The organism is Streptomyces sp. NPDC056061, assembly GCF_042266885.1.
In the GTDB taxonomy this organism is placed as follows: domain Bacteria; phylum Actinomycetota; class Actinomycetes; order Streptomycetales; family Streptomycetaceae; genus Streptomyces.
The window spans coordinates 1-25,108 of sequence record NZ_JBHJWQ010000056.1 but is presented as its reverse complement, the minus strand read 5'-3'; the positions used below and the strand labels follow the sequence as shown (position 1 = coordinate 25,108).

The window sequence follows — 25,108 nt, the reverse complement described above, 5'->3', positions numbered from 1 at the left end:
GTCCGGATACCGCATGCCTCCGGCGTACCAGCCCGGACGGACCGCGTCACCCCTCCCGACACAAATCCAGACCCCGAAACGCCGAAATCAGTAACGAGGTGCGCCGAACGCAGCAGAAGATCGGTCGGGACGAACTTTCCATGGATGCCATCCGCGCCCCGGTCCCCCTGTCGGCGGGCTACCTGGAGGCAGCGAGCGCGGCCATCGACGCCGCCGACAGCAGTGAGCACGCACTTCACTTCATTGCCACCACTGCTCCCACGATGAGTGGCTCCGCGGCCCTGCAGTCCGGGCCGCTGTCCCTGCCGACGGTGTACATCAACCCCAACGGCACCGTCGTGACGCGCACCGTCGGGAGCGACAGCACCGGAGGCGAGGGCTTCTTCTTTCGGCAGCACGTCTTCGCCCTCGACGTGCACGGCCTGGTCGTCGAAGCCCAGCTGGACCGAGTCCGCGACCGGTTCCGCCCGACAGCGGAGGACCTCGTGCCGTTCCTCGCCAGCCCAGAGCATGCTCCAGAGACTCGGATACGTGGTCTCGCCCGCGCCTTCGAGGCGTTCTGGGAGGGCGATGTCGACACGGCCCTGGCCCTGGCCCTGCCGCGCCTCGAAGGCGCACTGCGCCGCCGACTCCAGGCAGCCGACATCGCGGTGATCATGCACGCAAAAGGGGAGGCCATCGGACAGGTCCAGCAGCTTGGCTCCCTCCTCGACAAGCTGGATGGACTCGGCTTCCCCGATCCGTGGCCCCTCGTCCTCCGGACAGTGCTGGGCAACGCCGAGGGGCAGATGAACCTCCGCAACAACGTCCTGCACGACCTGGTCGACACGCCTTCCCGGCACCGGACAGCGCTCGTGCTCCAGCTCGCCCTGGCTGTGATCTTCCTCGGGGAGGAGCCACCTGCCCGGATGGGGCCTGCCGGCAGCGGCTCACGGATGCCGATGCCGTGGAACGCCGCAGCCGATCAGCACTTGCCATTCCCCGTGCCCGACCCCCGGGCCCATCACTTCGTCACCCAGTACGCCGATATGCATGACATCGTCGCTGGCTTGACGGTGCCCTCCGGTGCCCCCTTTTCCCGCTCACGGACCCGCTCCTGTCCCTGGACCGCACCCGTGCGCGGAACACCGGCCTTGGCCGTCCGACCACGAAATGCCGGGTGTCCGGAACCACCGAGAGCATGAGCGGCACCCGATACGGAAGGAGCCATGAAATGGCTGACGTGTGCTGGACGGCGGAAGCGGAGTGCGATGACTGCGGATGGGTCGGTGACGGCCGGTTCGAGGACGGCGACATAGTCGACTCCGGCCACGACTGCGAGGGCGACAACTGACCGAGGAGGACAGCTGAGCCCGGCGGCGCCCCCGAGCACGGGGGTGCCGCCGTTCTGAGACCGAGGACTGGGCCCTGGCACGGAGAACAACGGCCCGGCTTCCCGCCCCCTTCGTGAGGTATCGGGCTTGCTGTGGGTTCAGAGGCGGATGCGGGCCATCTGGGGCGCCGTGTCGAAGGCGTGGGACAGATTTTCAAGTGCGCCGTCGCGGTCGCCGAGGTCGAGCTGGGCGCGTGCGGCGTTGATCCGGGTCGGTGCGACCCGGGTCGGCGGCAGTCCTTCGAGTGCTTGGCCCAGGTCGTCGGTGAGAGCGAGCGCGTCGTGCGGCCGACCGAGGTCGACCTGGGTCGCCAGCACGTGCGTGAACGTGTTCTGCGGCCCGAACGTGAGACCGTGAGCGTCAATGTCACGCGGGAACGAACGGGCGGCGCGCCATGCGGACTCGATGTGCCGCTGCGCCTCGCGTTTCCCCTCGGCTTTGTCCTGGAGGCGTCCGGCGAGTGTCTTCCCGCGCAGGTTCAGGATGCCGGCCGCGAGGTCGCGGTCGGCTGCGCCGAGCGGGACGGACTGCACGGCGGCGATGGCCCGGTCGACGACGACCGGGCCGCGCTCGACGTCTCCGAAGTTGAGGTAGGTGCCCGCGCGGTCGCGGGAACTGAACGCCTCGGCGACGGGGTTGGGCTGCTGCTCGACGGCCCACCGCTGCCGCGGGACCGCGAGCTCCGCCATGTCCATCCAGCTGTGCCGCGCGGCGAGCCAGTAGACCGTGCTGTACACGTCCGCGAGCGCGGACCACGCCGCTGAGCACGGGGTTGCGACAAGGGTTGCGCCTATCTGTTGCGTTGAATGTTGCGCCAGGGGGCGTACTGCGAATTCGCCGGATGCCAGCGGGATTTCCCGTCCCCGACTGCTCACGCTCGGGTACGCCCCTTTACGGTGTACGCATGGCTGACGACCTTTACCGCCACCTACTCGACGCCCTGGAGCGCATCCTCACCGGATCCGGGTTGCAGGCGAGCGAAGCGAGCCGCCTCGCGCGCACCGTCGCCGAAGCCGAGGACGTGGACGCCATGACCGACTTCTTGCTCGCGCGGATACCGAAGTCCGCGGCCTTGATCGCGGTCGAGGACGGGTTCGTCTATCACGTCGAGGCAGGGCTTCTGCTCACGCCAGCAGAGTCCGCGACGCTCGACTACGCCGTGGAGGAGGATCCGTTCACGACCGGCCGGGCGGTCAGCTGCCGGGTCGGAGAGCAGAACGGTTGGTTGTACCGACGCTTCGACGGGCTGACGATCCGTGTGGTGTCCGGCTCTCGGGTGACGGTGGGTGAGGCACTGACCGGCGGCCTGGCCGACATCGCGGAAGTGCTGTCGATCGTCGGACCTCGAGCGGCGGTCCAGGCAGCCGCCGAACGCCTGGCCGGCCTATGCCCGCTGGGGCCGGAAGACGCCGACCTGGTGGCCGGTCATCTGCTCGATGCCGTCAAAATCACCGAACTCCTCGACGGCAGAGGTCGTACGACCCTACCGCTGGAAACGTTGTGCACACGTCGGCGGTTCCTCGCCGAGAACGGCCGCCTCCTCGGCGTGGCGCTGCGGGACCTGCCGCCGACGGCGGACGAACGTCTGAAAGCGCTGGCCACCATTCCCGACGACTTCGAACGGCAGAGCCTCTACCACGAGCAGCGGCTCTACAAAGTTGCCAAGGCAGCCGGCCTGACACAAGCCCTCAACATCGGTCGACCACAGTACGCAGCCGTCGACATTCTTGCCGCCATGCACGACAAAGACGGGTGCTTGTCGGTCCCGCACCAGGAATGGCTGCCGGTCCACTCCATGATCGGGTTCAAAGCGGGCGAACTCCAGCAGCGCTATACCGGGGCCTTGGAGCCAGAGCCCGAGCGCATCGGCGACGACATTATCGTCTGGAGGCCTTTCGACAGCGCGCCGCACGCCTACTATGTCCGATTCTTCAACTACCGGGCCTGCAAGGTTCACTACGATACGGACCTCGGAGGTGCTGAGCCGTTTCAGATCATCACGTTCTTGCGCGAACTATGCTCCGAGGATCTGGACGCCGTCACCCCCGATGCCCCGCTCGGACTCGTCCCCAACGCCACCGCCAGGGCCAAGGGGTTCGATATGGCCGCCATTGTCCACCCCCGCATCATCAACGGATCGGTGGCGGAGGGAACCGATGGCCTCGGCAGCGCCGTCTATACCGCTTTCCCAGCCCACCGCTGCGAATTCCCCCTCGCTGACCCCACAGACGAACTCGAATGGCGCCTGGAACGCGGCATCCGCCGGTGGAGCCGGTGGGACCGCACCCCGGAGCCCGCCCTGCGCGCCGGACTCCACCTGCGCAACGGAGCCGCCAGCGCCGACTACGAATCGATGCCCACCGTTCATGTCGACGAGGTGACCAAGGTGATCAAGACGGCCCTCAAAGCCGGTGGTCCCCTCGACGTTCAAAACTATGAAGGTACGACCGCTCACTTCGCCTTCGAAGAAGGCCACTGTGAGATCCGCTGCAGCGACCGGCAGTGGCACGTCGCTGGTGACGAGGCTGCCGATTGGTTCCGTACGTTCGCCACGAAAGGCATTTCAGGGATCTCCTGACTCGAGCGACCGTTCGGGGTACGGGAGGCCGGGGCCTTGGGCCAAGGCCCCTCCGCCCGCGTCAAAGCGTGTGGGTAGCCGTTTCCCCGCTTCATGCCGGTTTGAGTGGTAGGCCTGAACGCTCGTGCAGGGATTCGAGTGCGGTGAGGTCCACGGCCGCAACGAGCAAGGTGTCAGTGTTGTAGGAGTAGCTGGCCAGAATACGTCTCGATGGGTCGATGAAGCTCAGCCAGTCACCGCCCTTTTGTATCTCGTGAGACCCAAGGTAGCCGAGCAGTGACTCGACGACCCCCAGTTGCTGCTCGCGGATCCGGCACGTTGCTTGATGCGGAAGCGACCTCACGGCCTGCCTGCCAGCGATATTGATCAGGAAGGACGACAGTCTCCGGGATTCGCCATACCACTTCCCGCTCGGCTCGCTCCGCCCATGGACCCTGGGGTCGGGCCAGCCGACATCGTCCGGGCACACGCTCCACTGGGCGGGCCATCGGTTCTCCGCGCAGAAGACCATGTATCCGTCCTCAACGCTCAGGTGCTCGGGAGCGTTCACCCGGAAGGTGTGCTCGTGGCCGCTCATGCCCATCAGCTCCGGGTGCCGGCCTGCGGCAACGTAATAGTCACGCAAGGCGTCTGGTAGGTAGATCCCCAAGTGATCCCCGGCAACCGCGACTTCGGCATCAGTGCATCCGTCGCTCGGAGTCCAGATACCGAACGCGGTCGACATGAGTTCCTGAAGCAACTCTTTGATCATGGCAGGCCCCAAGTCGATGGAATCATCACTTACTGCGAGTGAGCGTTCCATCCGCAATGATCATAAGTTACCCGTCCACGGCCTGGTAGGCGGGGGGCCTCCCCCTGAGTAGTGGACACGCTGATACTGGATCTGCTTGATCCGGAGGAAGCGAGAACACCGCCGATGGCGATGAAGGACTACTCGGACGAGTTCAAGGCCGACGCCGTGGCCCTGTACGAGTCCACGCCCGGGGCGACCTACAAGAGCATCGCCGCTGACCTGGGCATCAACAGGGCGACTCTGCGTGAGTGGGTGCTGCGGGACCGGGCACGCCGCGGTGTCGACCCCGCGGCCCCTCGGGCAGGTAGGGCAGCGCCGGCCCGGGCAGGTCAGCCGGCACCGTCCACCGACCCGGACGAGCGGATCCGGCAGCTGGAGGCTCGGGTGGCCGAGCTTGAGGCGAGCGAGCGGAAGCTGGCCACCGAGCGGGACATCCTGCGCAACGCGGCCAAGTATTTCGCCGGCGAGACGAACTGGTGAACCGCTTCCAGTTCGTCCACGACCACCGGGACGCCTTCGGCGTGAAGCGGTTGTGCCAGGTGCTGGGCGTGAACCGTTCCAGTTACTACAAGTGGCGGGACGGGGCCGACGCGCGGACCGCGCGCAGGCCGCCGACCGGGCCCTGGCCGAGCGGATCCGTGCTGTCCACGCCGACTCCGACGGCGCCTACGGCTCTCCGCGGATCACCGCCGAGCTCCGCGCCGACGGCCAAAAGATCAACGAGAAACGGGTGGCCCGCGTGATACGCAAGTTCTCCATCCAGGGCATACGTCTGCGCAGACGGGTCCGCACCACGATCCCCGAGCCGTCGGCGACACCGGTCCCGGACCTGTTCCAGCGGGATTTCACCGCCCCGGCGCCCGGCCCGAAGTACATGGGGGACATCACTTATCTGCCCACCGGAGACGGCCAGTTCCTCTATCTGGCCACTGTCCTGGACTGCTTCAGCCGCCGGGTGGTCGGCTGGTCCATCGCCGCCCACATGCGCACCGAACTCGTCGCCGACGCCCTGCGGATGGCAGCCGCTACCCGCGGCGGTCTGAGCGGCGCGGTCTTCCACTCCGATCACGGTGCTCAGTACACATCGCGCGAATTCGCCGACCTGTGCGGCGAATTGGGCGTGACCCAGTCCATGGGCGCGGTCGGTACCTCCGTCGACAACGCCGCCTGCGAGAGCTTCCATGCCACCCTCAAGCGGGAGACCCTGCGCGGCGCCCACCACTACCCAGGAGCGGAACTCTGCCGACGCACCGTCTTCCGGTGGCTCACCCACTACAACACCCGTCGCAGGCACTCCGCCAACGCACACCTCAGCCCCGTCGACTACGAACACCACCAACAGCAGGAGTCCGATAAGCTCACGCTGGCCGCATAACCATCCGAACGCGTGTCCACCTTTGCGGGGTAAGGCCCCCGGTGCGTTCCGCCTTCGTCGGGGCCGCTTGCCACCCTCGCCGGCGTTCCCCGGATCAGGCTGCCCCCAAGCTTCGATCAGGCCGCTGCGACGGCCTGACGGAAGTGGCCTTTCACCACCTCTCGATCAACATCGCGCCTCGTGGCGCACAGCTGGGCCGCGAAAAAAGCCGAGGCCGTCCGCAGGACCTCGTTCGCCCGCTTGAGCTGGGCGTTCTCCTTCCGCAGGGCGCAAGCTCCTCACGCTCGGCGGTGGTGAGCATGTCACCTCGCTCGCCGGCGTCGGCCTCGGCCTGACGGATCCAGTTGCGCAGCGCCTCGTGGTGCACGCCGAGTTCCTCGGCCCTGCGGCGGATCACGGGCTTCGGCTCGGCAGTCCGATACATCCGGACCGCACGCTCACGCAACTCCAGCTGGTACTTCCTCGGCGCAGGCATCGTCTGGGCTCCTCTCATGACACCCATCTGACCCTCTGTCATCCATCCCCGCATCTCGGGGGAACCTCATCGAGGCGGCCCGCAAGAAGCAGGCGGGCCAGCCACGCCGGGAGACCCAGTCCGGGCTGTCGTCGAGTGCGGCAAGCCTGCGGACGGACCTGGAACTGTCCAAGCAGCAGGTTGCCGCTCTGCGGGGCGAGCGCGACAGGCTGAAGGCGGCGCTTCAACGGCAGCTCGGTCAGCAACTCGATCAGGTTGGGTCCGCCGACCTGGTGGCGAGGGTGGAAGAGTTGACCCGCCAGCACGAGGTACTGACTGCCGAGCGTGACACCCTCCGCCGAGAGAAGGCCGGGCTGGAGGAACGGCTGGCCGAGAGCGAGGAGGACCTGGCAGCGGCCCGCTCCAGCCTCCGGCGGATGATCCGGGCTGAGAACGCCGGCCCGTCCCCGGCCTGAGACTGAAATCCGCACGGAACTGAGCACGTTCATCTGTACTTTCCCCCCTCGCGAGAGGAGGAGAAGTGCAGAGGTACGTGCTCAGGCTGAGGCTGGGAGCGAGTCCTGGGCACCGGCGAGGGTTTGGAGCCGGGCGGTCAGGTCGGCCGGGCCAATAGGCGAGGGCCCACAGGGAGGTGACGCCTGAGCCGGTGCTGGCCAGCAGAGGGTGCGGGAGACGTGTGCTGCATCAGTTCGGTTCCTGGTTGCGGCCAACTGCCGCGCAGCATCGTCGGCCGGGTCGATCTCGTCTACCCCGAGTCCTCTCCCTGTCCTGTCCGCCCGGCGAAGCGCACCCCGTCGGCAGAGGCGACCGGGCCGCCGCCGCAGGCCCGTGCATCAGCGGACTTCCGCACCCGCGACATAGCCGCGGCCCGCCCGCGGCGGTCAGCAGTAAGGCGGCTGGTTGGTCAGGGACGCTGCCACTCGCATCCACACGCCGAACAGCCGATAGAGGTCGGGGAGTGTGCCCTGCGCCTGGACGGTCCGGCTGTCTGCCGACGTGACGCCTGGAATTCCCAGGAGCGTCGAGGCAATTGAAGCCGACTGCCAGCGGACCGTGAGGGTGGAGGGGATCGCTGCGACGGCTGGAGCCTTCGGCGGTACGGAAAGACTGGCGGCGACCGTCCTCTCGATGGCCGCACGTGCTTCCTCCGACGGCCGCAGATCTGCCGAGAACCGGTCCCGCGCATACTTCACTGCCACGGTCCTCACCGAGGCGTCCCATTCCGTCATCTCTGTGCAGGCACAGTCGTCACCAGTGAGGACCGTCACCGGCACACCGATGGCGGCCGCGGTGGCATGGGCCAAGCCGATCTCACCCACAGGCCGGCCGTCCAGCCACATGTCTTCGATCTCGTGCCCCATGAAGCTGTGGCTCAGTACGCCGAGCGCACCGGCCCGTGAGTGGTAGCCGACGAAAACCGCAGCGTCGTGCTCGGGAGCGAGTCCTTCGAGCATGAGCATCTGCTTGGGTTTGCCGCGAATGAGGCGCGCTGCTGGGTGCAGTGCCTCGGGCAGGAGGTTGCGCATCGGGCCGTGCGCGTCGTTGACGGTGATGTCGGTGGCACCGGCCGCGACAGCGCCGCATCGCAGCGTTGACGTCCTCTGCCATCATCAGCCGTCCACGCTCGTAGTCCTGGCCGCCGGGCTGGACATCGTCGGCATCCACCAGCCCGGTGATGCCCTCCATGTCCACACTGATGTAGATCCGCACTGCGCAGTCTCCTCAATCTTGATCGTTTCAGGAGACGTTCGCCGTTCTTGCTCTGGTTCCTTCACCAGCTCACGATCATCCTGTTCCCGCCGGGACCAGCACGCTCGTCAGCTCAGCTGGACGGCATGACCGGCAACCGCGGGCCGTCCCGCGCCTCCGTAGACGGCTCCCACCTGCGGGCCTTGAAGGGCGGAGACGCCACCGGGCCCTCGTCAGTGGATCGGGGCAAGACGGGCAGCAAGCACCACGTCATTGTCGACGTCCACGGCATGCCCCTGGCCGCCACCGTGACCGGTGGCAACCGCAACGACGTCACCCAGCCTGATCCACGCCGTACCGCCTATCCGCGGTAAGCGCGGACGACCCCGTCAGCGCCCCGACGTCCTCTACGCCGAACGCGGTTACGACCACAACGTCTACTGCCGCCAGGTCCGTGAGCTGGGCATCCGCCCGCTCATCGCTCGGCGCGGCACCGAGCACGGAAGCGGCCTGGGCAAGAACCGCTGGGTCGACGAAGCGGCCTTCGCACTTCTGCGCTGGTTCTGCCGACTCCGTATCCGCTGGGAAATCCGCGCCGACGTCCACCAGGCCTTCCTCACCCTCGGCTGCGCAATCATCTGCTGGTGGCGCCTCAGAAAGCAGTGCTGATCGAAGCCCTCAGCCCGAACCGGCGACCAGTGCCTCGCCGAGCGGGGTGCGCCGGTAGAGCACCGACCGTCCGGACCGGGCGCGGACGAGCAGCCCCGCCGATCCACGAGTCTGGGAAGAGCTGCTGGGCCAGTACGCGAGCGTGCAGCACGCGCTTATCCCGCACACTCAGGAGATCGAGCTGCTCGGTGTCCCCAGCGCACGCACCACTGCGCTTCCTGACGTCTTCGACCGAGTCATCGCGGAGAACACCGCACTTCAGCCGGACGACCTCAAGAGGCTGTATGAACTCCGGCCGCGCCTCGTGAACTGGTGCACGGAACTTGCCCACGTGGGCATCGCTGACTCCCTCGACCATTCCGACCTGCACGACGGCCAGCTGTTCAACCCAGAGCCAGGTCGATTCACATTCTTCGACTGGGGCGACGCCGCGGTCTCCCACCCTTTCTGCAGCTTCCTGGTCCACGGCCCGGGCAGCCAGTGAGCCTTTTCCATCTTGATCAGCCGGCGAGTTCGAGGGCGACGACGGCCCGGACGAGGGCGGTGATCCGGGTGGTGCTGCAGCGGATTTTTCGCAGGAGCCGCCAGCACTTGAGGATCGCCATAGCGCGTTCGCCGAGGCTGCGGATCTTGGCGTGGTCGCGGTTGTGACGTCGGCGCCAGCCGCGCAGGTGCCTCCCCCGGTTCGGGACGCGTATCGCGGCGTCGGCACCCTGATACGCCTTGTCGGCCCAGCACTTGATGTTGTCGGCGGCGAGGGCGTCGGGGATGCCGTGGGTCCGGGCCGCGGTCAGGTCGTGGGTGGCTCCCGGCAGGGCGTCGGAGGCCCAGATCAGGCGTCCTGCGGGATCGGCGAGGACCTGCTCGTTCATCCCGTGGTGCTTCTTCTTGCCCGAGTAGTACGGCCGGTCGGCGGCGATGCGGTCGATCGGGAACACGGTGCCGTCGAGGATCACGTACGCCTTCCGTCGAACGGTCTCCATGGCCTGCTCCAGGGTGGGCGCGAGGGCGGCGAGCAGATCGACGGCCTCGCGTATGTAGCGGTAGACCGTGGCGATTCCGATCCGGAAGCCCGTGGCGAGACGGGCGTAGGTATCGCCGCACCTCAGATGGGCCAGGACGAGCAGGGCCTGCCGGCCGCAGGCCAGGCGGCGCCACCGGGAACCGATCCGGCGACGGTGGTCTGCGAGCAGGCCGACGAGGTACCGCAGGGTGCGGCTGGACAGATCGATGGCAGACGGGTAGACAAGCACGCGAAGCTCCTGGCGGACTGATGATCTTGGTCGTGAACCCGTCTACCAGGAGTTTTCTTCATGCCCACCGCCGGGGCTGCCGATCCGACCACCCGTCAGGTCGGAAAGGCTGACCCTACGCAGACTTCCGGCGGTCGCCTCCTGCACGGGGGCGACCGCCTTTGCCGCACTCAGGCTTCACGCCGGCGCCCGCGATGGAAGCAGCCGTGACGGGCTCGCTGGTCACCTCACCGCCCGGGTCTTCGTCCAGCGGCCAGCTTCGAGAAGGCTCACTCCCGCCGAGCGAAATCCATGGCTCCCCATGTGCGGATTGCCAGGAGCACCGCGCGCGGGGAAGCGCCGGCGCGTGACGGGGCCCGAGAAGCGTGACGGAGTCAGGGAAGAGGGTGGCAGGTGATGTGGCCGCGTCAATAGAGTGACGGGATGGGACTCTTCAAGCGGAACAAGGCGACGTCCGGCCTGCTGCTCGTGTCCGACAGGGGCATCCAGCAGGTGAAGACCGCGTCGTACGGGATGGATCTCGTGCAGGAGGTCGCTCGTCTTCTCGGTTCGGAGCACATACGCTCCACCAAGCTCGGCGAGGAGCTCACCCTCTGGTACGCCGAGGACGGCCCGGGTCGTGCGCGTTCCGGCCCGCCCAACCCCGTGGCCAGCCGGCTCGCGGCCGAGCACGGCGCGGCGCCCGTCACCGGTCCTGCGGTCGTCGCCGGTCCGCTGCTGTACGGCAGCCCGTACCCGCTGGGCGCCGAGGAGATCACGCAGGTCTCGGGGCGCCTGCACGGATAGCCGCGGCTCAGCCGGCCATGGCCGCCACGATGCGTGGCAGGAGAACGGCGTTGGCGCTGCCGAGGGACACCCTCACCGCCTGCTGCCTGCCCCGCTCATGGATCCACACCAGGCCGTCCGCGACCTTGACGTCCGTGAGCGAACCCCAATCGGCCTCCATGACTCCGCGCAGCGTGAGCCCGCCGCGGTGCACGCGCATCTCGCCGATGGTGAACGACCCGCCGCGCCGGATCAGGTCGAGACGCTGCGCGAGCAGCCCGGGCTCGAGGACGCGCTGTGCGAACTCGACCAGGGCCAGCCACGCTTCGGGGGCCTCGGCCCGCTTTCCGCCCTTGCTCCAGGTCAGATTCTCCAGGCTCTTCGGTGAGTTCCCGTATCTGCCCACGCCGAACGTGTACGTATTGGTGTACATGGAGGGGAACAGGAAGCCCTGGTGTTTGGTCCGCGAGACGGGATACCGGACCCACTCGATCTCCTCCCAGGTCAGCGAGTCACCGCCGTACGTGATCCGTTGCTGGTCGGCGACCACGTGTGTCGTCCAGCCGACCAGACTGTCCACGAAGGGGCGCTCGGGGGCCTCCTGGCGAGGGGGTGCGGATCGCGGAGGCGCCGTGTGCGGGGATGCCGTGCGACGGCCGTTCGCCCCGGCATAGGCCCGCAGCCACGCCGGTACCCCGGCCCGCGGGTAGGCGGCGAGGTCGTTGCGGTAGTGCCTGGGGGCGAGCAACTGCCCGTCGGGGAGCCGCTCGTCACCGTAGTCGTACTGGGTGGAGACCTGGGCCTGGCCGCCGGGCCTCTTGGTGACGGCGACCATCAGACGCAGCCACGGTCCGGCCGGCATGGCGGCCGCGAGGTGGCGCTGGCGGCGTACGAGGAGGGCTATTTGCTCCGGCACCCGTGCCTCTATGGGCCGTTCGTGCTGCCAGAAGCACAGATCGGCCGTCTCGGCGGAGACGGCGCAGGAGAATGCCGCCACCATGCGTTCCCACCGCTGTGGTCCGCACAGCGCCAGCTGGCGGGCGATCTCGTCGGTCAGCGCGGTCACGCGGGCCGCCGTCATATCCTCGGGCGGGGTGCCGACGACGGTGAAGTCGGTGATCGCGCCCGGCTGCCCGGACCGGGCATCGAGGCGCTCGAACTCCGCCTTGAGGTCGTTCATGAACGCCTCCTCGGCGGGCGTACGCCGTACGAAGGCCTCCTCCGCGGTGAACAGGGCGTCGGCCTGTCCGGGCGGGATCGCGGAGGTGACCTCCTTGATGCGCCCCGTGTCGCCGACCATGAACACCGAACGGCCGACGGGCATGTCGAGGAAGGCCATGGGATCGCTGTCGTCGACGTCGACGGGCGCGTACACGCTCCAGCCCGCGGCGAACCGATCCGCGACCAGGCCCTGGAGCGGGTAGTCCAGGCCGCCGGTGGCGATGTGCTCCTGGACCAGGGCGATGGCGCGCCGTTCGTCGATGCGTCCGACGGCACCCGGCTGCGGGGCCCTGCCCAGCGGATGGTTCGGGTCCGCCCCGTCCGGGCCCGGGTAGTGGTGGGTGAGCTCGAACCACAGGCGCATCTCGTCGGTGGTCACCGCGTCGGTTCCGGGGCTCACAGCGTCCCACGTGCCTCCGGGGTCGCGGGCGTAGAGCCCGACGGACTCCCCCTGGGAGACGGTCACGTAGTCGCAGGCATGGAGATCTCCGTACGCGGCGACCACGGTGAGCGATGGCGCGGCGGGGCGCTCCTCGCGGGCGATCTCCCTGCCGTCCATGCGCGTCGCGGCCAGTACATGGCGGGGCATCAGCACCACTCCCTTGCAAACACGGGGCACGACCGTAGCCCAAGGCGACCATCATGGTGAAGAAGGGGGCCCGTTCCGGGGCCGCCGCCTCAAGCGGTGGAAGCGCCGCCACAACACCGCTCACGCCAAGATCCGCCGCCTCGGCGAGCAGGCCATGGCCACCCTCAGGGGGTGGCGCCTCCTGCGAAGCTCCGCCGCAGCACCAACCGCATCACCGACGTCGTCAAGGCTGTCCCCGTCCCTCACCACGCATCAGCGTGAGGTTGGAAAACGCTCACTGGCCCGGAACTACACCTTCCTCAAAGGAACCTCCTCTCGGTGAGTTCACTCAGCTCAAGCAGCCTCGTGTCGCACGAAACACTCCTCGATCGTCCACCGGCGGCCGGCCACGGCCAGGAGGGTGTTCAGGGTCGTGCCTTCGGGTGCGAAGCACACGTAGTAGGCGATCTCGGTGGGGTCGGTGATGCTGCGGCGGGCCAGGACCCAGTGCTCCACACCTTCCTCGAGCCATGGACGGATCGGGGCCCGGGCCCAGTCGTAGACGCGCTCGCCATGGGCTCCCCGCCCGCACGAACGCCGCTTCCACGCCTGCCGTGGCAGGCCGGCGACCAGTTCGTCCACGGGTTGGTCCATGCGTGAGGCGGTGACGACGGTGTCGGTGCGGCGGGTCGCCAGCACATGGAACACCCCACGCTGTTCCAGCCAGTACCGCAGCCCCTTGACCTGCCCATATGCCTCGTCGGCGGTCAGCCACGCGAACGGCACCCGGGCAGCGCGCGCCCGCTCGATCATCGCCTTGGCATGTTCGATCTTCGTGGCGAAGGCGACCTCGTCGGGGATTGCGGCGGCGCGGCAGCGTTCACGGTCGTCGGTCCAGGACGCGGGCAGATACAGCTCCCGGTCGATCAGCGTGTGTCCGGCATCGGAGGCATAGGCCAGAAACGTGCCGACCTGACTGTTCTCGACCCGGCCCGCCGTACCGGTGTACTGGCGCTGGACCCCGGCCGAGCGAACGCCCTTCTTCAATAGGGGAAGGACCCTCTGGATACCTCACCTCACCGGCATACCGCAGGGATCACCAACCGTCACCACCGACGACAACCCGAAAACCTCAGTAACCGCCCCTCCAGTGTCAGGCGGGTAGTCCGTGCCCGCTGGCGTTGGTCACCGTCCGGCCTGGATGAACCCTGCTATGCGCAGTCACGTTCGTGGGACAGCCACCGTTCACGTGGCCTCCTTGGAACCTACGACAGGCCACATGTCAAGCAGCGACTTGCCGACACTTCCCGGCAACCCATCGCCACAACGGGTGAGTAGGCGTCAGAAGATCACCTGCAAGGGCTAATGGTCATTCAACTCCCCAAATTCCACGCCACTTTGACGACATCTCGGCTCCTCTTCGGAGCGGCGTAAAGGAGCTCCACATACCCGATCAGCCTCACGAAACCGAGGCCCCGATTTATCCGATATGACAGAAATAAAGGGTGTTAGTACGTTCAATCACGCACCGGCTGTCACAGCGGAACTGTCTCTGAGGTCTAAAAAGGAGAGCAAGCGACATGATCATGCCCCGTTCCCACGCGATCGCCACGGCCGTAGCGGCCGCCGCGGCACTGACCGCGACCGGCATCACCTACGCCTCCGCCGTCCCCGCCCCCCAGGCCCCGGTGGCCCCGGCGGCCGTCCTCACCCAGGCCCCCATGGGCGAGAACGGCGGCAACGAAGGCAAGGGCAACGAAGGCAACGAGCGCCGGGGCAACGAGCGCCGGGGCAATGAGCGCGAGGGCAAGCGCCATCACGAGGAGGGCAGGGTCCACATCAACGAGCGCGACTTCTCCGGCCGCCCCGACGGCTGCATCACCGTCGTCAGCGGCCTGGGCGCCAAGAGCTTCAACATCCGCAACGACAGCCGCAACGAAGTCGAGGTCTTCCGCGGAGCCGTGTGCGACAACGGAGCCCCCATCGCCACCATCGGCCCCCACAGCTCCGCCAACAACGTCCGCCCGGGCAAGGACGAGGACGAGAACGGTGAGAAGGGCGAGCACCACGAGAAGAAGCACCACGAGAAGAAGCACCACGAGAAGAAGCACCACGAGGAGATGAATGGCGGCGTGAAGGTCAAGAACGGAGTCGTCGCCAGCTTCCGCGTCATCAAGCGCCACCACGGCGAGAAGGGCGAGGGCGGCGACTTCGGCGATTACTAAAACCAGCAACCGTCTGATGCGCATGCTGGAGGACTCCGGCCCGCCGTAATCGGGCCGGGGCCCTCCGGCCAGGCGCACAACACAGAATCCCGGCCCGCCGTAATCGGGCCGGGATTCTCGTCTGCCCCCGAGGTTATCCCTTCTCGGAACATCCAGCCCGGGACCGCGGAGGCGCGTGGAGGCGTCGACAGGGCGGTGTACAGCCGTACGGGCCAGGAACCGATTGCGCTCAGCGGGGATGTGCCGGACCGCGAGCGGATCACCCCATCTCAAGAGTTGCCCAAACGGCGTTGTCACGTTGACGGCGGGTGACTGGTCGGTAGAGCTTCGAGGCGTGCTGGGGTGTGGTTCCGGTGCCCGTTCAGGCCTCGGCTGGTCGGCAGATGTTCTCGGTGACGTGGTCCCAGACGGTGAAGCGGATGGTCATCTCGAGGCGATGCTCGGCGGCGGTACGGAGATGCCGCCGGGGACGGAAGTGGGGTGAGATGCTGCCGAACGCGGACAGGAACCGTTGGGCGGCGCCGACGCTGCGGAAGCCCTTCATGGCCCGTTCCCGCTGTCTCGTGGGCTGGTGAGAGTTCTCGGCCCGGTTGTTCAGTCCTTTGTGAGCGCGGTGTTCCACCGAGGGCATCAGCCTCCGGTGAGCGGCGCCGTAGGAGCGAAGTTTGTCGGTGACCAGCACCCTCGGTACCCGGCACTGCTTCTTCATCAGCTTGGCCATGAACCGCTTCGCGGCTTTGGTGTCCCGCCTGGACTGCACCAGGACGTCGAGGACGTTGCCGTCCTGGTCGACCGCCCGCCACAGGTACCGCCGCACCCCGTTGATCTTGATGAAGACCTCGTCGAGATGCCATTTGTCACCGGGCCGCGGTCGGCGGCGGCGCAGCCCGTCGGCGTAGGCCTGCCCGAACTTCGCACACCACCGGCGGACGGTCTCGTAGGAGACGATCACGCCGCGTTGGAGCATCAGTTCCTCAACCTCGCGGTAACTGAGCGGGAACCGGAAGTACAGCCACACGCAGTGGGAGATCACCTCGACCGGGTAGCGGTGCCCCTTGCACGACGGCGTCGGGTTCACCACGACGATCCCCCTCCAGCATGGTCAACCCGAAGATCCAACCATGTCATCCGCCAACGTGACAGCGCCCTTCCCACGGACCCACGGGGTACGCGGTCATCTCGGGCCGACCGTACCGGATCACCGCCCGGCCGAAGAGGGCATCCGTGTATGGCGCGAGGGCGCAGGCGAGACCAAGCTGCTCGGGGCGGGCGCCGTAAGCCCGGCACAGCATCACCGAATACTCCGGACCCGGCCATTCGTCCCCGTCGTGTTCCCACCGGCACAGCATCGGCTCGGACAGCCCCGGCGGGCGGAGCCCGTCAGCGAGGTAGAGCGCGGCGATCTGAGCGATGGCCTGAGAGCGGGACCATCCCAGGGCGAACCGCCACGCCTCCAGCGCGTTCACCTCTACCAGTGCGTCCTGGATGGTTCGGGCGATGCGGGCGGTGTCGTGCTGCCGTCGCTGGCCGCGCATGCGGATCTGGGCGGCTTCACGCTGAATCTGAGAGCGTCTCGAGCGGGTCACTGTGGCCATGGGCGTACCCCCGTACGAATGGCGAGTCAGCCTGTCCACGCTACCGACCCGCCGCCTTGTCCGGGAGAGTGCCGTATTGCGGGCAGCCCGCAATGACGGTCCACGAGGGCCTCAATGACGGCCCACCAGATCCGGCGTGAAGCTGGAGTACAGCCGCCCGCTGCCTCTCACCCCGGCAGATGGCTGGCCGCTGGTTCCTCTCTGACCTGCTGCTGGAGGAAGAGATGCCGTCATACCCGAGCCCGCTCACTGCACTTACCCCGCTACTCCAGGAGGTGATCGCCCAAGGGCTGGCCTTCAAGGACAGCGAAGACGTCTTCGCTCGCCGGACCACCCCGCACGCGCTGCGCGATCTGCTGCTGGAAGACCTGCCCGAGCAGCCGGCCACCGCGCAGGCGATCTGGGAGGACATCTCGCAACGGCTGCTGCCGTACTGCGTGAACATGAACAGTCCGCGCTTCATGGGCTTCGGCGACACCGGAGCCGACCCCGCCTCCCTTGTCGCCGGCATCTTCGCGGTCCTGGCCCAGCAGAACCTGATCAACCAGTCCTTCTGCTCCCCGTCCGGCACCATGGCGGAGATCGCCGTGATCCGGTGGCTGCGCGAGCTGATCGGCTACCCGACGATGCAGGCCTGCGAGGTGACGTCGGTATGGGAGGCCGGAGGGATCACCACCTACGGCGGCACCGGCAGCAACACCACCGTGATGATGCTCGCCCGCGAGCACACCGTTCCCGGTACCCTGACCGACGGCGTGCGCGACCCGGACCGTTTCGGGCTCGTGGTGCCCCGCGGGGTCGGCCACTACAGCGTCAAGAGCGCCGCCGCCTGGACCGGCTGCGGCACCCACCTGATCGAGGTCGACACCGACCACTTCCGCTACGACCTGACCGCCCTCGCCCGGGCCGTCAAGGAGAACGCCGGCCGCCTGATGGCGGTCGTCGCCTACGCGGGCGACTCACGCACTCAGACGATCGACCACCTGCGGGCCGTTCACGACACCGTCCGTACAGCGGATCCCTCGGTGTGGCTGCACGCGGATGCCTGCTGGGGGCTGATGGCTGCGCTCACCCCGCGCCGCCGCCATCTGCTGGACGGCATCGAAGCGTTCGACTCCGTCACTGTCGACCCTCACAAAGTCCTCAACGTCCCCTACGCCACATCCGCACTCCTCGTACGCGACCCGGCCTCCCTGCGCATGGTCTCCTCCTACTCCGACCTGATCATGCAAGAGGACTACGCCTTCGGGCAGGTCACTCCGCAGCTCGGCACGAAGGAGTGGACCAGCCTGCGCGCCTGGGCCGCGCTGCGCTCCCAGGGTCGGCAGGGACTGACCCGGATGATGGATGAGCGCCTGGACCGCACGGAGGCGTTCGCGACGCTCGTGGACGCTCACCCCCAGCTGATGCGGCTGCACGACCCGGACCTGTGCGCGGTGGCGTTCTGCTACCTGCCACCCGGCGCCCACCCCGGCAACGCGACCGACACACAGGTGGAGCGGCTCAACGAGGTGAACCGCGCCATCCACCGCCGCCTGATGGACGAAGGACGCTGGCACCTGCACCAGTTCACCCTCCCCGACGACCCCGGCCACATCCGACGCGGGGCCGTCCTGGCCCCGCTGCGATTCATGTCCATCAACCCGCGCGTCACCACCACCCACATGCGCGACGTCCTGGACTACGTCACCCGCCTGGGCCAGGAAGCATCCCGATGAACCCCGCTTTGGCCCCCACGATCCTGCTGGAGGCAGCCGACCTGCTGCCCGGCACCGACGGCTACGCACTCGCCTACGGATCCCACGCCACCGCAACCCACCAGCCCACCTCCGACCTCGACCTCCTCTACACCGGCCGCCACCCGCTGGACGACGCCGACCTGACTGCGCTCACTGCCGCAGTCGTGGCACTGCACCACCGGCACGGCCTGCACCTGGACGAGGAAGTCCCCTACGCCGTGAAGCTGTACGCCACCGGCGACCAAGTCGACCAGGCCGCCGCCCTCGCCGGATTCCAATCCTGCCGGGGCACCGCGCCCCCGACAGTCCGCGAGACCTGGTTCCTGAGCACCGACGACTTCCGACTCCGTCTGATCTTCAACGTGCTCACCAGCCCCCACGTCTTCTTCGGCGGGAACATCACCGCCTACCACCGGCAGGTGAGGAGCGCGGAACGCTCCGCCGCTGCCCTCGCCCGATCCCTGACCGCCCACGACGGCCCGCCGACCCTCCACGAGGCGTGGGCGGCGCTGTGGCAGGCACCCGACGGCCGCACCGGGAAGGACTACCTCGGCTACCTCGTAGCCCCACACCTGCTGTCCGTCCTCACCCGCGGCCTCACCGACCACCAAGTCCCCACCACCCCCAGGCTTCAGCCGAGCCGGTAGTCGATCCACCGCCTGCCGGCCTCCGCCGCCCGGCCCCGGTACGCACCCAGCGCGCCACCGGGGCCGTGTACCTGATGCCAGGACCAATAGCCGGTGATCGCCACCGCGAACACACTCACCACCTCGGGATCCACCGCCCGCCACGCCGGCACCCGCGCTCCGAGCTCTGCCTCCGCCCCGGCCGGGCTGTGACCGGCGAGGATCAACTGCGGGACGAAGAAAGCCGCATCCACCCACGCCGCGCCACGCGCACCCCAGGACCAGTCCAGGACCCGAATCCGCCCCGTGCCAGCCTCCGCGAGCATGTTGTCCGCCCGAAGATCACAGTGAACCAGCGTGTCCCCGACACTCGCCTTCACCAGCCGATCGGGGTCGTCCAGCTCCGCCAGCCGAACCCGCCGTGACGCGGCCCAGGAGCCCCGGCCCCAGCGGCAGCGAGCCGAGCCCAGTGGCCGGCCAACGACGACAACGTCTCCCCGACCGGACCGACCCCAGGAACAGGGCACGGCGTCAGCTCCTGCTCCAGCACACCAACCACATCCAGGACACCGTTCAGATCCGCGGACCCCGGCCGCAGCTCGGGTTCCCGACCCCGGACCGACTCGAAGGCGTTGACGATCCAGTTGCTCGTCTCCAACGACCACACGAGCCGGGGTGCGACCGCAGCCGGTAGGTGCTTCCCGACCGCCGCTTCTGCCTGGTAGTGCGACGCCATGCGCGCGGCGAGGTCGACCGCTTTGAGGAACACTTCACGGCCGTCGGCGCATGTCACGCGTACGGCAAGCCCCTGCGTGAAGCCGCCCTCCGGATAGACGACCTCCACCACCGACGATCCGAGCCGCGCTTGCACCGCAGCCCGCACCTCAAGCGGCAGATCCTCCCACCGCGCCCGTACCGACACTGTGCTCACAACGATTCCCTTCGCTCGCTCGGACAGCAGGTTCAACGCCCCTGCCGCTCGGATGATGTGCGGAAGCCTCAACCGGCCCAGCCCAGCTCGAGGTCGGCCAACGCCCGGAGCTTGTCTGCGGTCAGCTTGGCCCTGCGGCTCTTGCTGTTGCTCAGGAACACCCCGAGCTTGACCTCAGACCCGTCCGGCAACATCTCTAGGTGACCCCTGGGACCGTCACAGGGCCCGTGCGGTTCTTGTAACTGCGGCCAGGCCGCCACGCCCTTCTCGAAGGCGCTCACAGCCGTCTTGGGAGCCTTGGTAGGCTCCGCGTGCTCGGGGAGGCAGCGGCACGACGCCGACCGCCTCCAAGAGATCCTCGCGGCCTGCCGGGAAGCGACGAACTGACCATGAACGGGTGAGAGAGGCCGGGGCACGACCGCGTGCCGCCCTCCCGCACGCGGTGAGGAGAGGCAAGACGGTGCCCGACGACATCGCCCGATGGCTGAACGAGCACGCCAACCCGTTGAGTACCCTGACCCCCGGCGCGCCGGTGGAGGACCTGAAACCCCTGGGCGAGGCCCTGCGGGGGACACGGATCGTCGGTCTGGGCGAATCCACCCACGGCACGGGCGAGTTCTTCCGGCTGAAGCACCGCATCGTGGAGTTCCTGGTCCGTGAGGAGGGGTTCACCACCCTCGCCATGGAGGCCAGCCAGTCCGCGGCCCGCGCACTCGACGCGTACGTCCGGTACGGCACGGGCTCCCCCGAACGGCTCGTCGCCAGGCTGGGCTTCTGGACCTGGCGCACCCGCGAGATGGTCGACCTCGTCGAATGGCTGCGCGCCCACAACCGCGACCTGCCCGAAGAGCGCCGGGTCCGCTTCGTGGGTACCGACCCCCAGCTCTGCGCCGACTCGGTCGAGGCCGTCGCCGCGTTTCTGCTCCGGGCTGCGCCCGATCAGGCCGGGCGCGTCAGCGCCCTGGACGTACTGGCCCGGGCCCGCCCGAGCACGCTTCCGGACCCGGACAAGGCCCTGATGCGACGCGCAGAGGAGATCGCCCGTCTCATCGCGAACCACGCCGAGCGGCCGGGTCCCGGCGACGACGCCGGCGAGGCTCTGGAACACGCGCGGATCCTCGTCCGCGCCGCCGACCTGGTGACCCGGCCCTTCGCAGCCTCGGCCGGCGAGGACGGCGTGCTCGCCGCGCGTGACCGCTACATGGCCGAGGCCGTTGCACGGCTCGTGGACGACGACCCCGAGGCTCGCGTCATGGTCTGGGCACACAACGGGCACATCGCGAAGGGCACGTACGGGGAGCAGGTGCCGGCCCTCGGCAGCAGGCTCCGCGAACGGTACGGCGACACCTACTACGCGCTGGCCCTCCTCTTCGGTAAGGGCTCCTTCCTGGCCCGCCGCGGCGACGACCTTCAGCGCCCGCCGGCCCGCCACCGCATCGGCACCGGCCTCCACTCCCTGGAGGCCAGACTCACGCACGCCGTACCCGGCGACTACTACGCGGACTTCCGCGCCGCGGGTTCCCCCGCCGACGCCGCGCCCTGGCTGCACGCCCCGCACGCGCAGCGCAGCTTCGGCGCCAACGTCCAACGGTTCCTCTACCGCTTGAACACCGCCCCGCTCGTCCCGGCCGAGGACTATGACGGCATCGCGTTCGTAGCACGCTCGACCTGCTCCCACCTGCTGCCCCCGGCGGAGGACTGAGGTTCTCTCACGGCCACAGGTCGAGCGCGGCGTTCAGAGTGAGCTGCCACATCGGTTCGGCACCGGTGCCGAATGCCGCAGCGAGCCCGTACCCCACGGACGTGTCGTACGGGTCCCTGGCACGCTCGGACTCGCCCGCCGCCTCCCAGCCGGCCGACACGCGCCCGTCGCCGCTCGATGTGAAGACGCCGAGCAGCCGCTCGTCCCGCAGCAGCCTGCTGGTACCGAGGGAGTCCGGAACCAGCAGATAGCTGCACTCCCGCGCCCCTGAGACGACCTCGACCCGGTACGAGCGCCGGGTCAGGAATCCCTTGGACGGCCGCAGGGTCTCCTCTGCACCGTCGACGAGCAGAGTGAGGTGCTCGGGGTCGCGCGTCCCGATCGGCATCCCTTAACCCACCGCCCCAAGTCCTCGCCCTGGACGACGGCCTCCCCAGCCTCCCAAGGCACACTGCCGCCCTGGGCGAGGCGGTTCTGCACGAGCCGCAGGCAGCGCTGCCAGCCCGCGTCCCAGACCGGTGACCACCCCGGGTCGATCTCGTCCAGTGCTTCCCGCCGCTCCTGCGACAGGCCGCCCGTGAGGGCGTCGTCGGGCAGTCCGGCCTCCAGCTGCTCCGCGCGCGCATCCGCGAGCCTCGCGGCCGTGCGGAGATTCTTCGCCCAGGTCCCGACCGGATACCCGTCCCACACAGCATGGGCCGGCGGCAGGAAGTGGCCGTGCTCGGCGGCCCAGCGCCGGGCCGCGGCAAGCCCTTCCTCGAAAGCGTGGTCGCGGTGGGACCAGACCACCCCGAGCTCCTCCAACGCCTTCACACGCTCCGGGGCGAGTGTTCCGGCCCGGTAGTCCGTGCGCTGGTTCCGCAACCATGTCCCCAGCGGAAACCCCGCAGGCCCCCACCCCTCATCCACCGGCGTCACGTAGTCGTACGGAACCTTCAGCACCCCGTCCTTCGCCACCTCGCGCACGTACCGTGCCGCAGCAGCGATCCCGCTGCGCCAGTACTCCGTCTCGGGGTGCAGCACACGCAGCGCGACGAACCGCGCCACCTCCGCCGGATCCCGCGGAGTGGAAAACCTCAGCAGCCCCTGCGCGGGCACGCTCGGACCCTTCGCCTCGCCCGTCCGTTCCCGGCCCTCCGCCCTGTCGATGCCCTCGCCCCCCGGCGGGCTTCCAACGCCCCGTACGGGGGCGGGAGTCGGCGAGCGCCTCGATCACGTCCGTGTCGTGCGCCCGCAGCGCCCCGAGGACCTTCGCGAGGGTTTCGTACCCTCTGGAGGTCATCATTTCGTCCGGACTCTCACCAGGATCAAGGAAAACAGGAACGACCAAGCTGGCGATTTTCCCCTCGCCAGGCTGCATTCGAAGAGCCCGCCCGACCATTTGCACAATATCGACCATCGACCCGCGCGCGTCACAAAAGGCAACAGAGTCACAGTGCTTCGTATCGACTCCTTCCCCCAGGACGCGAACCGAGGCGATCATTTTGTACATGGCGGGAAAGGAGACCGTTCCGCCCTTCCCGTCGGGCACCTCGATCACGTCCGACGCGAACTCCTCCAGCGCTGCCTTCCGGTAGCCGGGCTTGTGGTCTCCGTGAAGCCAGGACGTCCCCACCCGCTCCGCCGGGTGGTAGCGCTTCGGATCCCCGGCATACAGCTGCTTCGCGACGGCAGGCAGGCCTTCGGCCATCGCCTCAGCCTCCGCGATCCGGGAATGGAAGGTGAGGCACTTCCGCAGGTTCTCGTCCGCAGCCGCCGTCAGCAGACCCGCCTGCAGAGCCGCGAGCCGCGCCCCGCGCACCGGGTCCGAGCCCCGGTCGCCACCCGCCTGCGCGGCATACAAGTCCGGATCGGAGATATCAACGCAAATAACCTGGTATGGGGCAACCAGCCCCCGGGAAATAGCCTGGGAGAGCGTCAGCTTCCAAGCCACAGGCCCGAACACGGGCGACTCGGGATCCATACTCGCGATCAACCGCGGAGCCTCACGGCCGCCCCGGCGGGCGTCCTCGGCAGACTCCCAGATCCGCGGCGTCGCCGTCATATACAGCCGCCGCACCGCCGGGACCCGGCCCTGGTCGTGCACCGCCGCCCACGGCCGACCTGCATCCCCACTTGTCCGGTGCGCTTCGTCCGTTTTACCGAGTGCCGCCGTGTATGGCATGTCGATGAGCTGGGATTTTACGTGCCGTACGTGTCCGGCACGTCGGGTGAGCTGGGGATTCCATTTGCTTGAGTGCACGTCGGTAGATGCGTGATGGAACCTCACAAGGCCCAGCGGTCCGAGCCGGGGCAGCAGAGTCGGGTTAGCCGGGGCTCCGTGAGTCGACTCACGGAGCCCCGGCCACTTCCGTGTGCGGCAGCTGCCAGGCCGACGACCTTGCCTGCATCGCGACCGAGAAGCGGCCGATCATGCGGAGCGTCCGTTCTCCAGCTGCGCGAACAGGGTGCGCAGGTGCCGCAGGTAACCACGGACGGTGCGGTCCTGCGCCTAGTCGGCGGGCGGCCGGCCTCCAGTGCTGTGGCGGCCGAGTACCGGCGCCAGCCGTACCACCGCGCTGCTCACGGAGGTGGTCCTGCCGCGGGAGGGCGAGCGAATCGTGCACGGCACGGTGGACTTCACGAGCGCCTACTTCCTGCGCGCCGCCGCCCTCGCAGCCGAGCACGGCTGCGGGCTCGGCTTCATCCACGCCCACCCCGGGGGCCGGGGCTGGCAGAGCCTGAACGGCATCGACCACGCGGCCGAGGCGTCTTTCGCCGCGCAGACCCAGGTGATCACCGGCCGCCCGCTGGTCGGTCTGACTTTCGCGGGCACCGATGTCAGTTTCGGCGCCCGCATCTGGCAGCAGCAGGCCCCCCGCCGCTACGCCCCTACCGAGGCGGAAAGCGTCCGCGTGGTCGGCGGCCGCCTCACGGTCACCGTCAATGACCGTCTTCTCCCTGTGCCGGCGGCGACGAACCGGCAGCTGTGCACCGTCTCCGCCTGGGGATAGGCAACCCAGGACGACCTGGCCCGCATGCACGTCGGCGTCGTCGGATGCGGCTCGGTCGGCATGCTCGTCGTCGAAGCCCTGGCCCGCACCGGTATCGAGCGCCTGAGCCTGTTCGACTTCGACACCGTCGAAGAGGTCAACCTCGACCGGCTCCATGAGGCCACCATCCGTGACGTGCGCCTGCACCGGGCCAAGGCCCATCTCGCCGCCCGAACCGCCCGCCGCGCGGCCACCGCCACGAACTTCCGCGCGGCACCGTACGAGCTGAGCGTGGTCGAACCTGCTGGTTTCGCCGCCGCGGCTGACTGCGACGTGATCTTCTCCTGCGTCGACCGGCCCTGGCCCCCCGCATCGCCACACCCACAACCCCGCCGCCCGTCACGCTGCTCCTGGACACAGGCGACGACCGCGCCGTCCACCACGCCGCCCACCAGCGCGCCGAACTGAGGTTCCCCCGCTGTGTGGGAGTGGATGACTAGCTGGTCATGGCGGGTTGACGTGGTTTCAGGTTCACTGGTTCGGTCGCTGCCTGGTCGGC

21 protein-coding genes and 6 pseudogenes are annotated in these 25,108 nt (G+C 68.4%); 13 read left to right on the top strand and 14 right to left on the bottom strand.

Translation table 11 applies throughout. The features are described 5' to 3' along the window. Positions 1–140 precede the first annotated feature (140 nt). Positions 141–1,184, top strand: a complete 1,044-nt coding sequence (locus ACFC79_RS37180) for a hypothetical protein (RefSeq protein ID WP_376249552.1) — start codon at positions 141–143, stop codon at positions 1,182–1,184. Positions 1,185–1,471: 287 nt separating this feature from the next. On the opposite strand, the gene ACFC79_RS37175 is transcribed toward ACFC79_RS37180, so the two are convergent. Continuing rightward, a complete protein-coding gene (locus ACFC79_RS37175; protein ID WP_376249551.1) occupies positions 1,472–2,110 on the bottom strand; it encodes a DNA-binding protein in 639 nt (212 codons plus the stop codon). A gap of 167 nt (positions 2,111–2,277) precedes the next feature. On the opposite strand from ACFC79_RS37175, the gene ACFC79_RS37170 reads away from it, so the two are divergent. Further along, complete coding sequence (locus tag ACFC79_RS37170; RefSeq protein ID WP_376249549.1) at positions 2,278–3,951, top strand: hypothetical protein; 1,674 nt, start codon at positions 2,278–2,280, stop codon at positions 3,949–3,951. Between the two features lie 91 nt (positions 3,952–4,042). Here ACFC79_RS37170 and ACFC79_RS37165 read toward each other — a convergent pair whose 3' ends face one another. Further along, on the bottom strand, positions 4,043–4,753 hold the full coding sequence (locus tag ACFC79_RS37165) for a hypothetical protein (protein ID WP_376249547.1): 711 nt from the start codon (positions 4,751–4,753) through the stop codon (positions 4,043–4,045). Positions 4,754–4,867: 114 nt separating this feature from the next. Here ACFC79_RS37165 and ACFC79_RS37160 point away from each other — a divergent pair. After that, positions 4,868–6,119, top strand: a pseudogene (locus ACFC79_RS37160) (IS3 family transposase). A gap of 151 nt (positions 6,120–6,270) precedes the next feature. On the opposite strand, the gene ACFC79_RS37155 reads toward ACFC79_RS37160, so the two are convergent. Continuing rightward, complete coding sequence (locus ACFC79_RS37155; RefSeq protein WP_376249546.1) at positions 6,271–6,594, bottom strand: transposase; 324 nt, start codon at positions 6,592–6,594, stop codon at positions 6,271–6,273. Positions 6,595–6,875: 281 nt separating this feature from the next. Between ACFC79_RS37155 and ACFC79_RS37150 the strand changes: the two genes are divergently transcribed. Then, positions 6,876–7,049 carry a hypothetical protein gene (locus ACFC79_RS37150; protein ID WP_376249545.1) on the top strand — a complete coding sequence of 58 codons (174 nt, stop codon included), beginning with the start codon at positions 6,876–6,878 and terminating at the stop codon, positions 7,047–7,049. Positions 7,050–7,475: 426 nt separating this feature from the next. Here the strand turns inward: ACFC79_RS37150 and ACFC79_RS37145 are convergent. Continuing rightward, positions 7,476–8,304 (bottom strand): annotated as a pseudogene (locus ACFC79_RS37145) (M55 family metallopeptidase). A 149-nt stretch (positions 8,305–8,453) separates the two neighbouring features. Here ACFC79_RS37145 and ACFC79_RS37140 point away from each other — a divergent pair. After that, a pseudogene (locus tag ACFC79_RS37140) lies at positions 8,454–8,952 on the top strand (transposase); the annotation flags it as partial. Positions 8,953–9,043: 91 nt separating this feature from the next. Further along, positions 9,044–9,415, top strand: a pseudogene (locus ACFC79_RS37135) (aminoglycoside phosphotransferase family protein); the annotation flags it as partial. A 37-nt stretch (positions 9,416–9,452) separates the two neighbouring features. Here ACFC79_RS37135 and ACFC79_RS37130 read toward each other — a convergent pair. Continuing rightward, on the bottom strand, positions 9,453–10,205 hold the full coding sequence (locus ACFC79_RS37130; protein ID WP_376249543.1) for a transposase family protein: 753 nt from the start codon (positions 10,203–10,205) through the stop codon (positions 9,453–9,455). A gap of 423 nt (positions 10,206–10,628) precedes the next feature. On the opposite strand from ACFC79_RS37130, the gene ACFC79_RS37125 reads away from it, so the two are divergent. After that, positions 10,629–10,991 (top strand): hypothetical protein, encoded by a 363-nt coding sequence (locus tag ACFC79_RS37125; protein ID WP_093812950.1) that lies wholly within the window; start codon positions 10,629–10,631, stop codon positions 10,989–10,991. 7 nt (positions 10,992–10,998) lie between these two features. Here ACFC79_RS37125 and ACFC79_RS37120 read toward each other — a convergent pair whose 3' ends face one another. Together ACFC79_RS37120 and ACFC79_RS37115 are read right to left on the bottom strand one after the other, a co-directional pair. After that, complete coding sequence (locus ACFC79_RS37120) at positions 10,999–12,780, bottom strand: hypothetical protein (RefSeq protein WP_376249542.1); 1,782 nt, start codon at positions 12,778–12,780, stop codon at positions 10,999–11,001. Between the two features lie 354 nt (positions 12,781–13,134). Next, a pseudogene (locus ACFC79_RS37115) lies at positions 13,135–13,806 on the bottom strand (IS701 family transposase); the annotation flags it as partial. A gap of 533 nt (positions 13,807–14,339) precedes the next feature. Between ACFC79_RS37115 and ACFC79_RS37110 the strand changes: the two are divergent. Then, positions 14,340–14,984, top strand: a complete 645-nt coding sequence (locus ACFC79_RS37110) for a hypothetical protein (protein ID WP_376249541.1) — start codon at positions 14,340–14,342, stop codon at positions 14,982–14,984. A gap of 361 nt (positions 14,985–15,345) precedes the next feature. Here ACFC79_RS37110 and ACFC79_RS37105 read toward each other — a convergent pair whose 3' ends face one another. Both ACFC79_RS37105 and ACFC79_RS37100 read right to left on the bottom strand, forming a co-directional pair. Then, positions 15,346–16,065, bottom strand: coding sequence for an IS6 family transposase (locus ACFC79_RS37105; protein WP_376249539.1), 720 nt, complete (start codon positions 16,063–16,065; stop codon positions 15,346–15,348). Between the two features lie 43 nt (positions 16,066–16,108). Then, on the bottom strand, positions 16,109–16,579 hold the full coding sequence (locus ACFC79_RS37100; protein ID WP_376249538.1) for a hypothetical protein: 471 nt from the start codon (positions 16,577–16,579) through the stop codon (positions 16,109–16,111). 179 nt (positions 16,580–16,758) lie between these two features. On the opposite strand from ACFC79_RS37100, the gene ACFC79_RS37095 reads away from it, so the two are divergent. Next, positions 16,759–18,297 (top strand): pyridoxal phosphate-dependent decarboxylase family protein, encoded by a 1,539-nt coding sequence (locus ACFC79_RS37095; protein WP_376249537.1) that lies wholly within the window; start codon positions 16,759–16,761, stop codon positions 18,295–18,297. After that, a complete protein-coding gene (locus tag ACFC79_RS37090; RefSeq protein ID WP_376249536.1) occupies positions 18,294–18,965 on the top strand; it encodes a hypothetical protein in 672 nt (223 codons plus the stop codon). Before ACFC79_RS37095 ends, ACFC79_RS37090 begins: the two co-directional genes overlap by 4 nt. Here the strand turns inward: ACFC79_RS37090 and ACFC79_RS37085 are convergent. Both ACFC79_RS37085 and ACFC79_RS37080 read right to left on the bottom strand, forming a co-directional pair. Further along, positions 18,950–19,270, bottom strand: a complete 321-nt coding sequence (locus ACFC79_RS37085) for a hypothetical protein (RefSeq protein WP_376249535.1) — start codon at positions 19,268–19,270, stop codon at positions 18,950–18,952. The two genes, ACFC79_RS37090 and ACFC79_RS37085, sit on opposite strands and share 16 nt — an antisense overlap. A 50-nt stretch (positions 19,271–19,320) precedes the next feature. Next, complete coding sequence (locus ACFC79_RS37080) at positions 19,321–19,875, bottom strand: hypothetical protein (protein ID WP_376249533.1); 555 nt, start codon at positions 19,873–19,875, stop codon at positions 19,321–19,323. Positions 19,876–20,335: 460 nt separating this feature from the next. Between ACFC79_RS37080 and ACFC79_RS37075 the strand changes: the two genes are divergently transcribed. Further along, positions 20,336–21,577, top strand: a complete 1,242-nt coding sequence (locus ACFC79_RS37075; RefSeq protein WP_376249531.1) for an erythromycin esterase family protein — start codon at positions 20,336–20,338, stop codon at positions 21,575–21,577. 7 nt (positions 21,578–21,584) lie between these two features. Here ACFC79_RS37075 and ACFC79_RS37070 read toward each other — a convergent pair whose 3' ends face one another. From ACFC79_RS37070 to ACFC79_RS37060, 3 genes and pseudogenes are all read right to left on the bottom strand, one after another. Next, positions 21,585–21,965 carry a hypothetical protein gene (locus ACFC79_RS37070; RefSeq protein ID WP_376249530.1) on the bottom strand — a complete coding sequence of 127 codons (381 nt, stop codon included), beginning with the start codon at positions 21,963–21,965 and terminating at the stop codon, positions 21,585–21,587. Continuing rightward, on the bottom strand, positions 21,878–22,675 hold the full coding sequence (locus ACFC79_RS37065; protein ID WP_376249528.1) for a helicase associated domain-containing protein: 798 nt from the start codon (positions 22,673–22,675) through the stop codon (positions 21,878–21,880). Before ACFC79_RS37065 ends, ACFC79_RS37070 begins: the two co-directional genes overlap by 88 nt. Before the next feature lie 319 nt (positions 22,676–22,994). Next, positions 22,995–23,267, bottom strand: a pseudogene (locus ACFC79_RS37060) (hypothetical protein); the annotation flags it as partial. Positions 23,268–24,093: 826 nt separating this feature from the next. On the opposite strand from ACFC79_RS37060, the gene ACFC79_RS37055 reads away from it, so the two are divergent. Together ACFC79_RS37055 and ACFC79_RS37050 are read left to right on the top strand one after the other, a co-directional pair. Continuing rightward, positions 24,094–24,570, top strand: coding sequence for a hypothetical protein (locus ACFC79_RS37055; RefSeq protein ID WP_376249527.1), 477 nt, complete (start codon positions 24,094–24,096; stop codon positions 24,568–24,570). A gap of 15 nt (positions 24,571–24,585) precedes the next feature. Further along, positions 24,586–25,017, top strand: coding sequence for a ThiF family adenylyltransferase (locus ACFC79_RS37050; protein ID WP_376249554.1), 432 nt, complete (start codon positions 24,586–24,588; stop codon positions 25,015–25,017). Positions 25,018–25,108: the final 91 nt, after the last annotated feature.

Excerpts from the sequence above, each read along its gene's own strand:
- ACFC79_RS37180 (WP_376249552.1), top strand. The coding sequence starts at position 141 with ATGGATGCCATCCGCGCCCCGGTCCCCCTGTCGGCGGGCTACCTGGAG.
- ACFC79_RS37170 (WP_376249549.1), top strand. The coding sequence starts at position 2,278 with ATGGCTGACGACCTTTACCGCCACCTACTCGACGCCCTGGAGCGCATC.
- ACFC79_RS37165 (WP_376249547.1), bottom strand. The coding sequence starts at position 4,753 with ATGGAACGCTCACTCGCAGTAAGTGATGATTCCATCGACTTGGGGCCT.
- ACFC79_RS37155 (WP_376249546.1), bottom strand. The coding sequence starts at position 6,594 with ATGCCTGCGCCGAGGAAGTACCAGCTGGAGTTGCGTGAGCGTGCGGTC.
- ACFC79_RS37125 (WP_093812950.1), top strand. The coding sequence starts at position 10,629 with ATGGGACTCTTCAAGCGGAACAAGGCGACGTCCGGCCTGCTGCTCGTG.
- ACFC79_RS37120 (WP_376249542.1), bottom strand. The coding sequence starts at position 12,780 with ATGCCCCGCCATGTACTGGCCGCGACGCGCATGGACGGCAGGGAGATC.
- ACFC79_RS37110 (WP_376249541.1), top strand. The coding sequence starts at position 14,340 with ATGATCATGCCCCGTTCCCACGCGATCGCCACGGCCGTAGCGGCCGCC.
- ACFC79_RS37100 (WP_376249538.1), bottom strand. The coding sequence starts at position 16,579 with ATGGCCACAGTGACCCGCTCGAGACGCTCTCAGATTCAGCGTGAAGCC.
- ACFC79_RS37095 (WP_376249537.1), top strand. The coding sequence starts at position 16,759 with ATGGCTGGCCGCTGGTTCCTCTCTGACCTGCTGCTGGAGGAAGAGATG.
- ACFC79_RS37090 (WP_376249536.1), top strand. The coding sequence starts at position 18,294 with ATGAACCCCGCTTTGGCCCCCACGATCCTGCTGGAGGCAGCCGACCTG.
- ACFC79_RS37085 (WP_376249535.1), bottom strand. The coding sequence starts at position 19,270 with ATGCTCGCGGAGGCTGGCACGGGGCGGATTCGGGTCCTGGACTGGTCC.
- ACFC79_RS37070 (WP_376249530.1), bottom strand. The coding sequence starts at position 21,965 with ATGCCGATCGGGACGCGCGACCCCGAGCACCTCACTCTGCTCGTCGAC.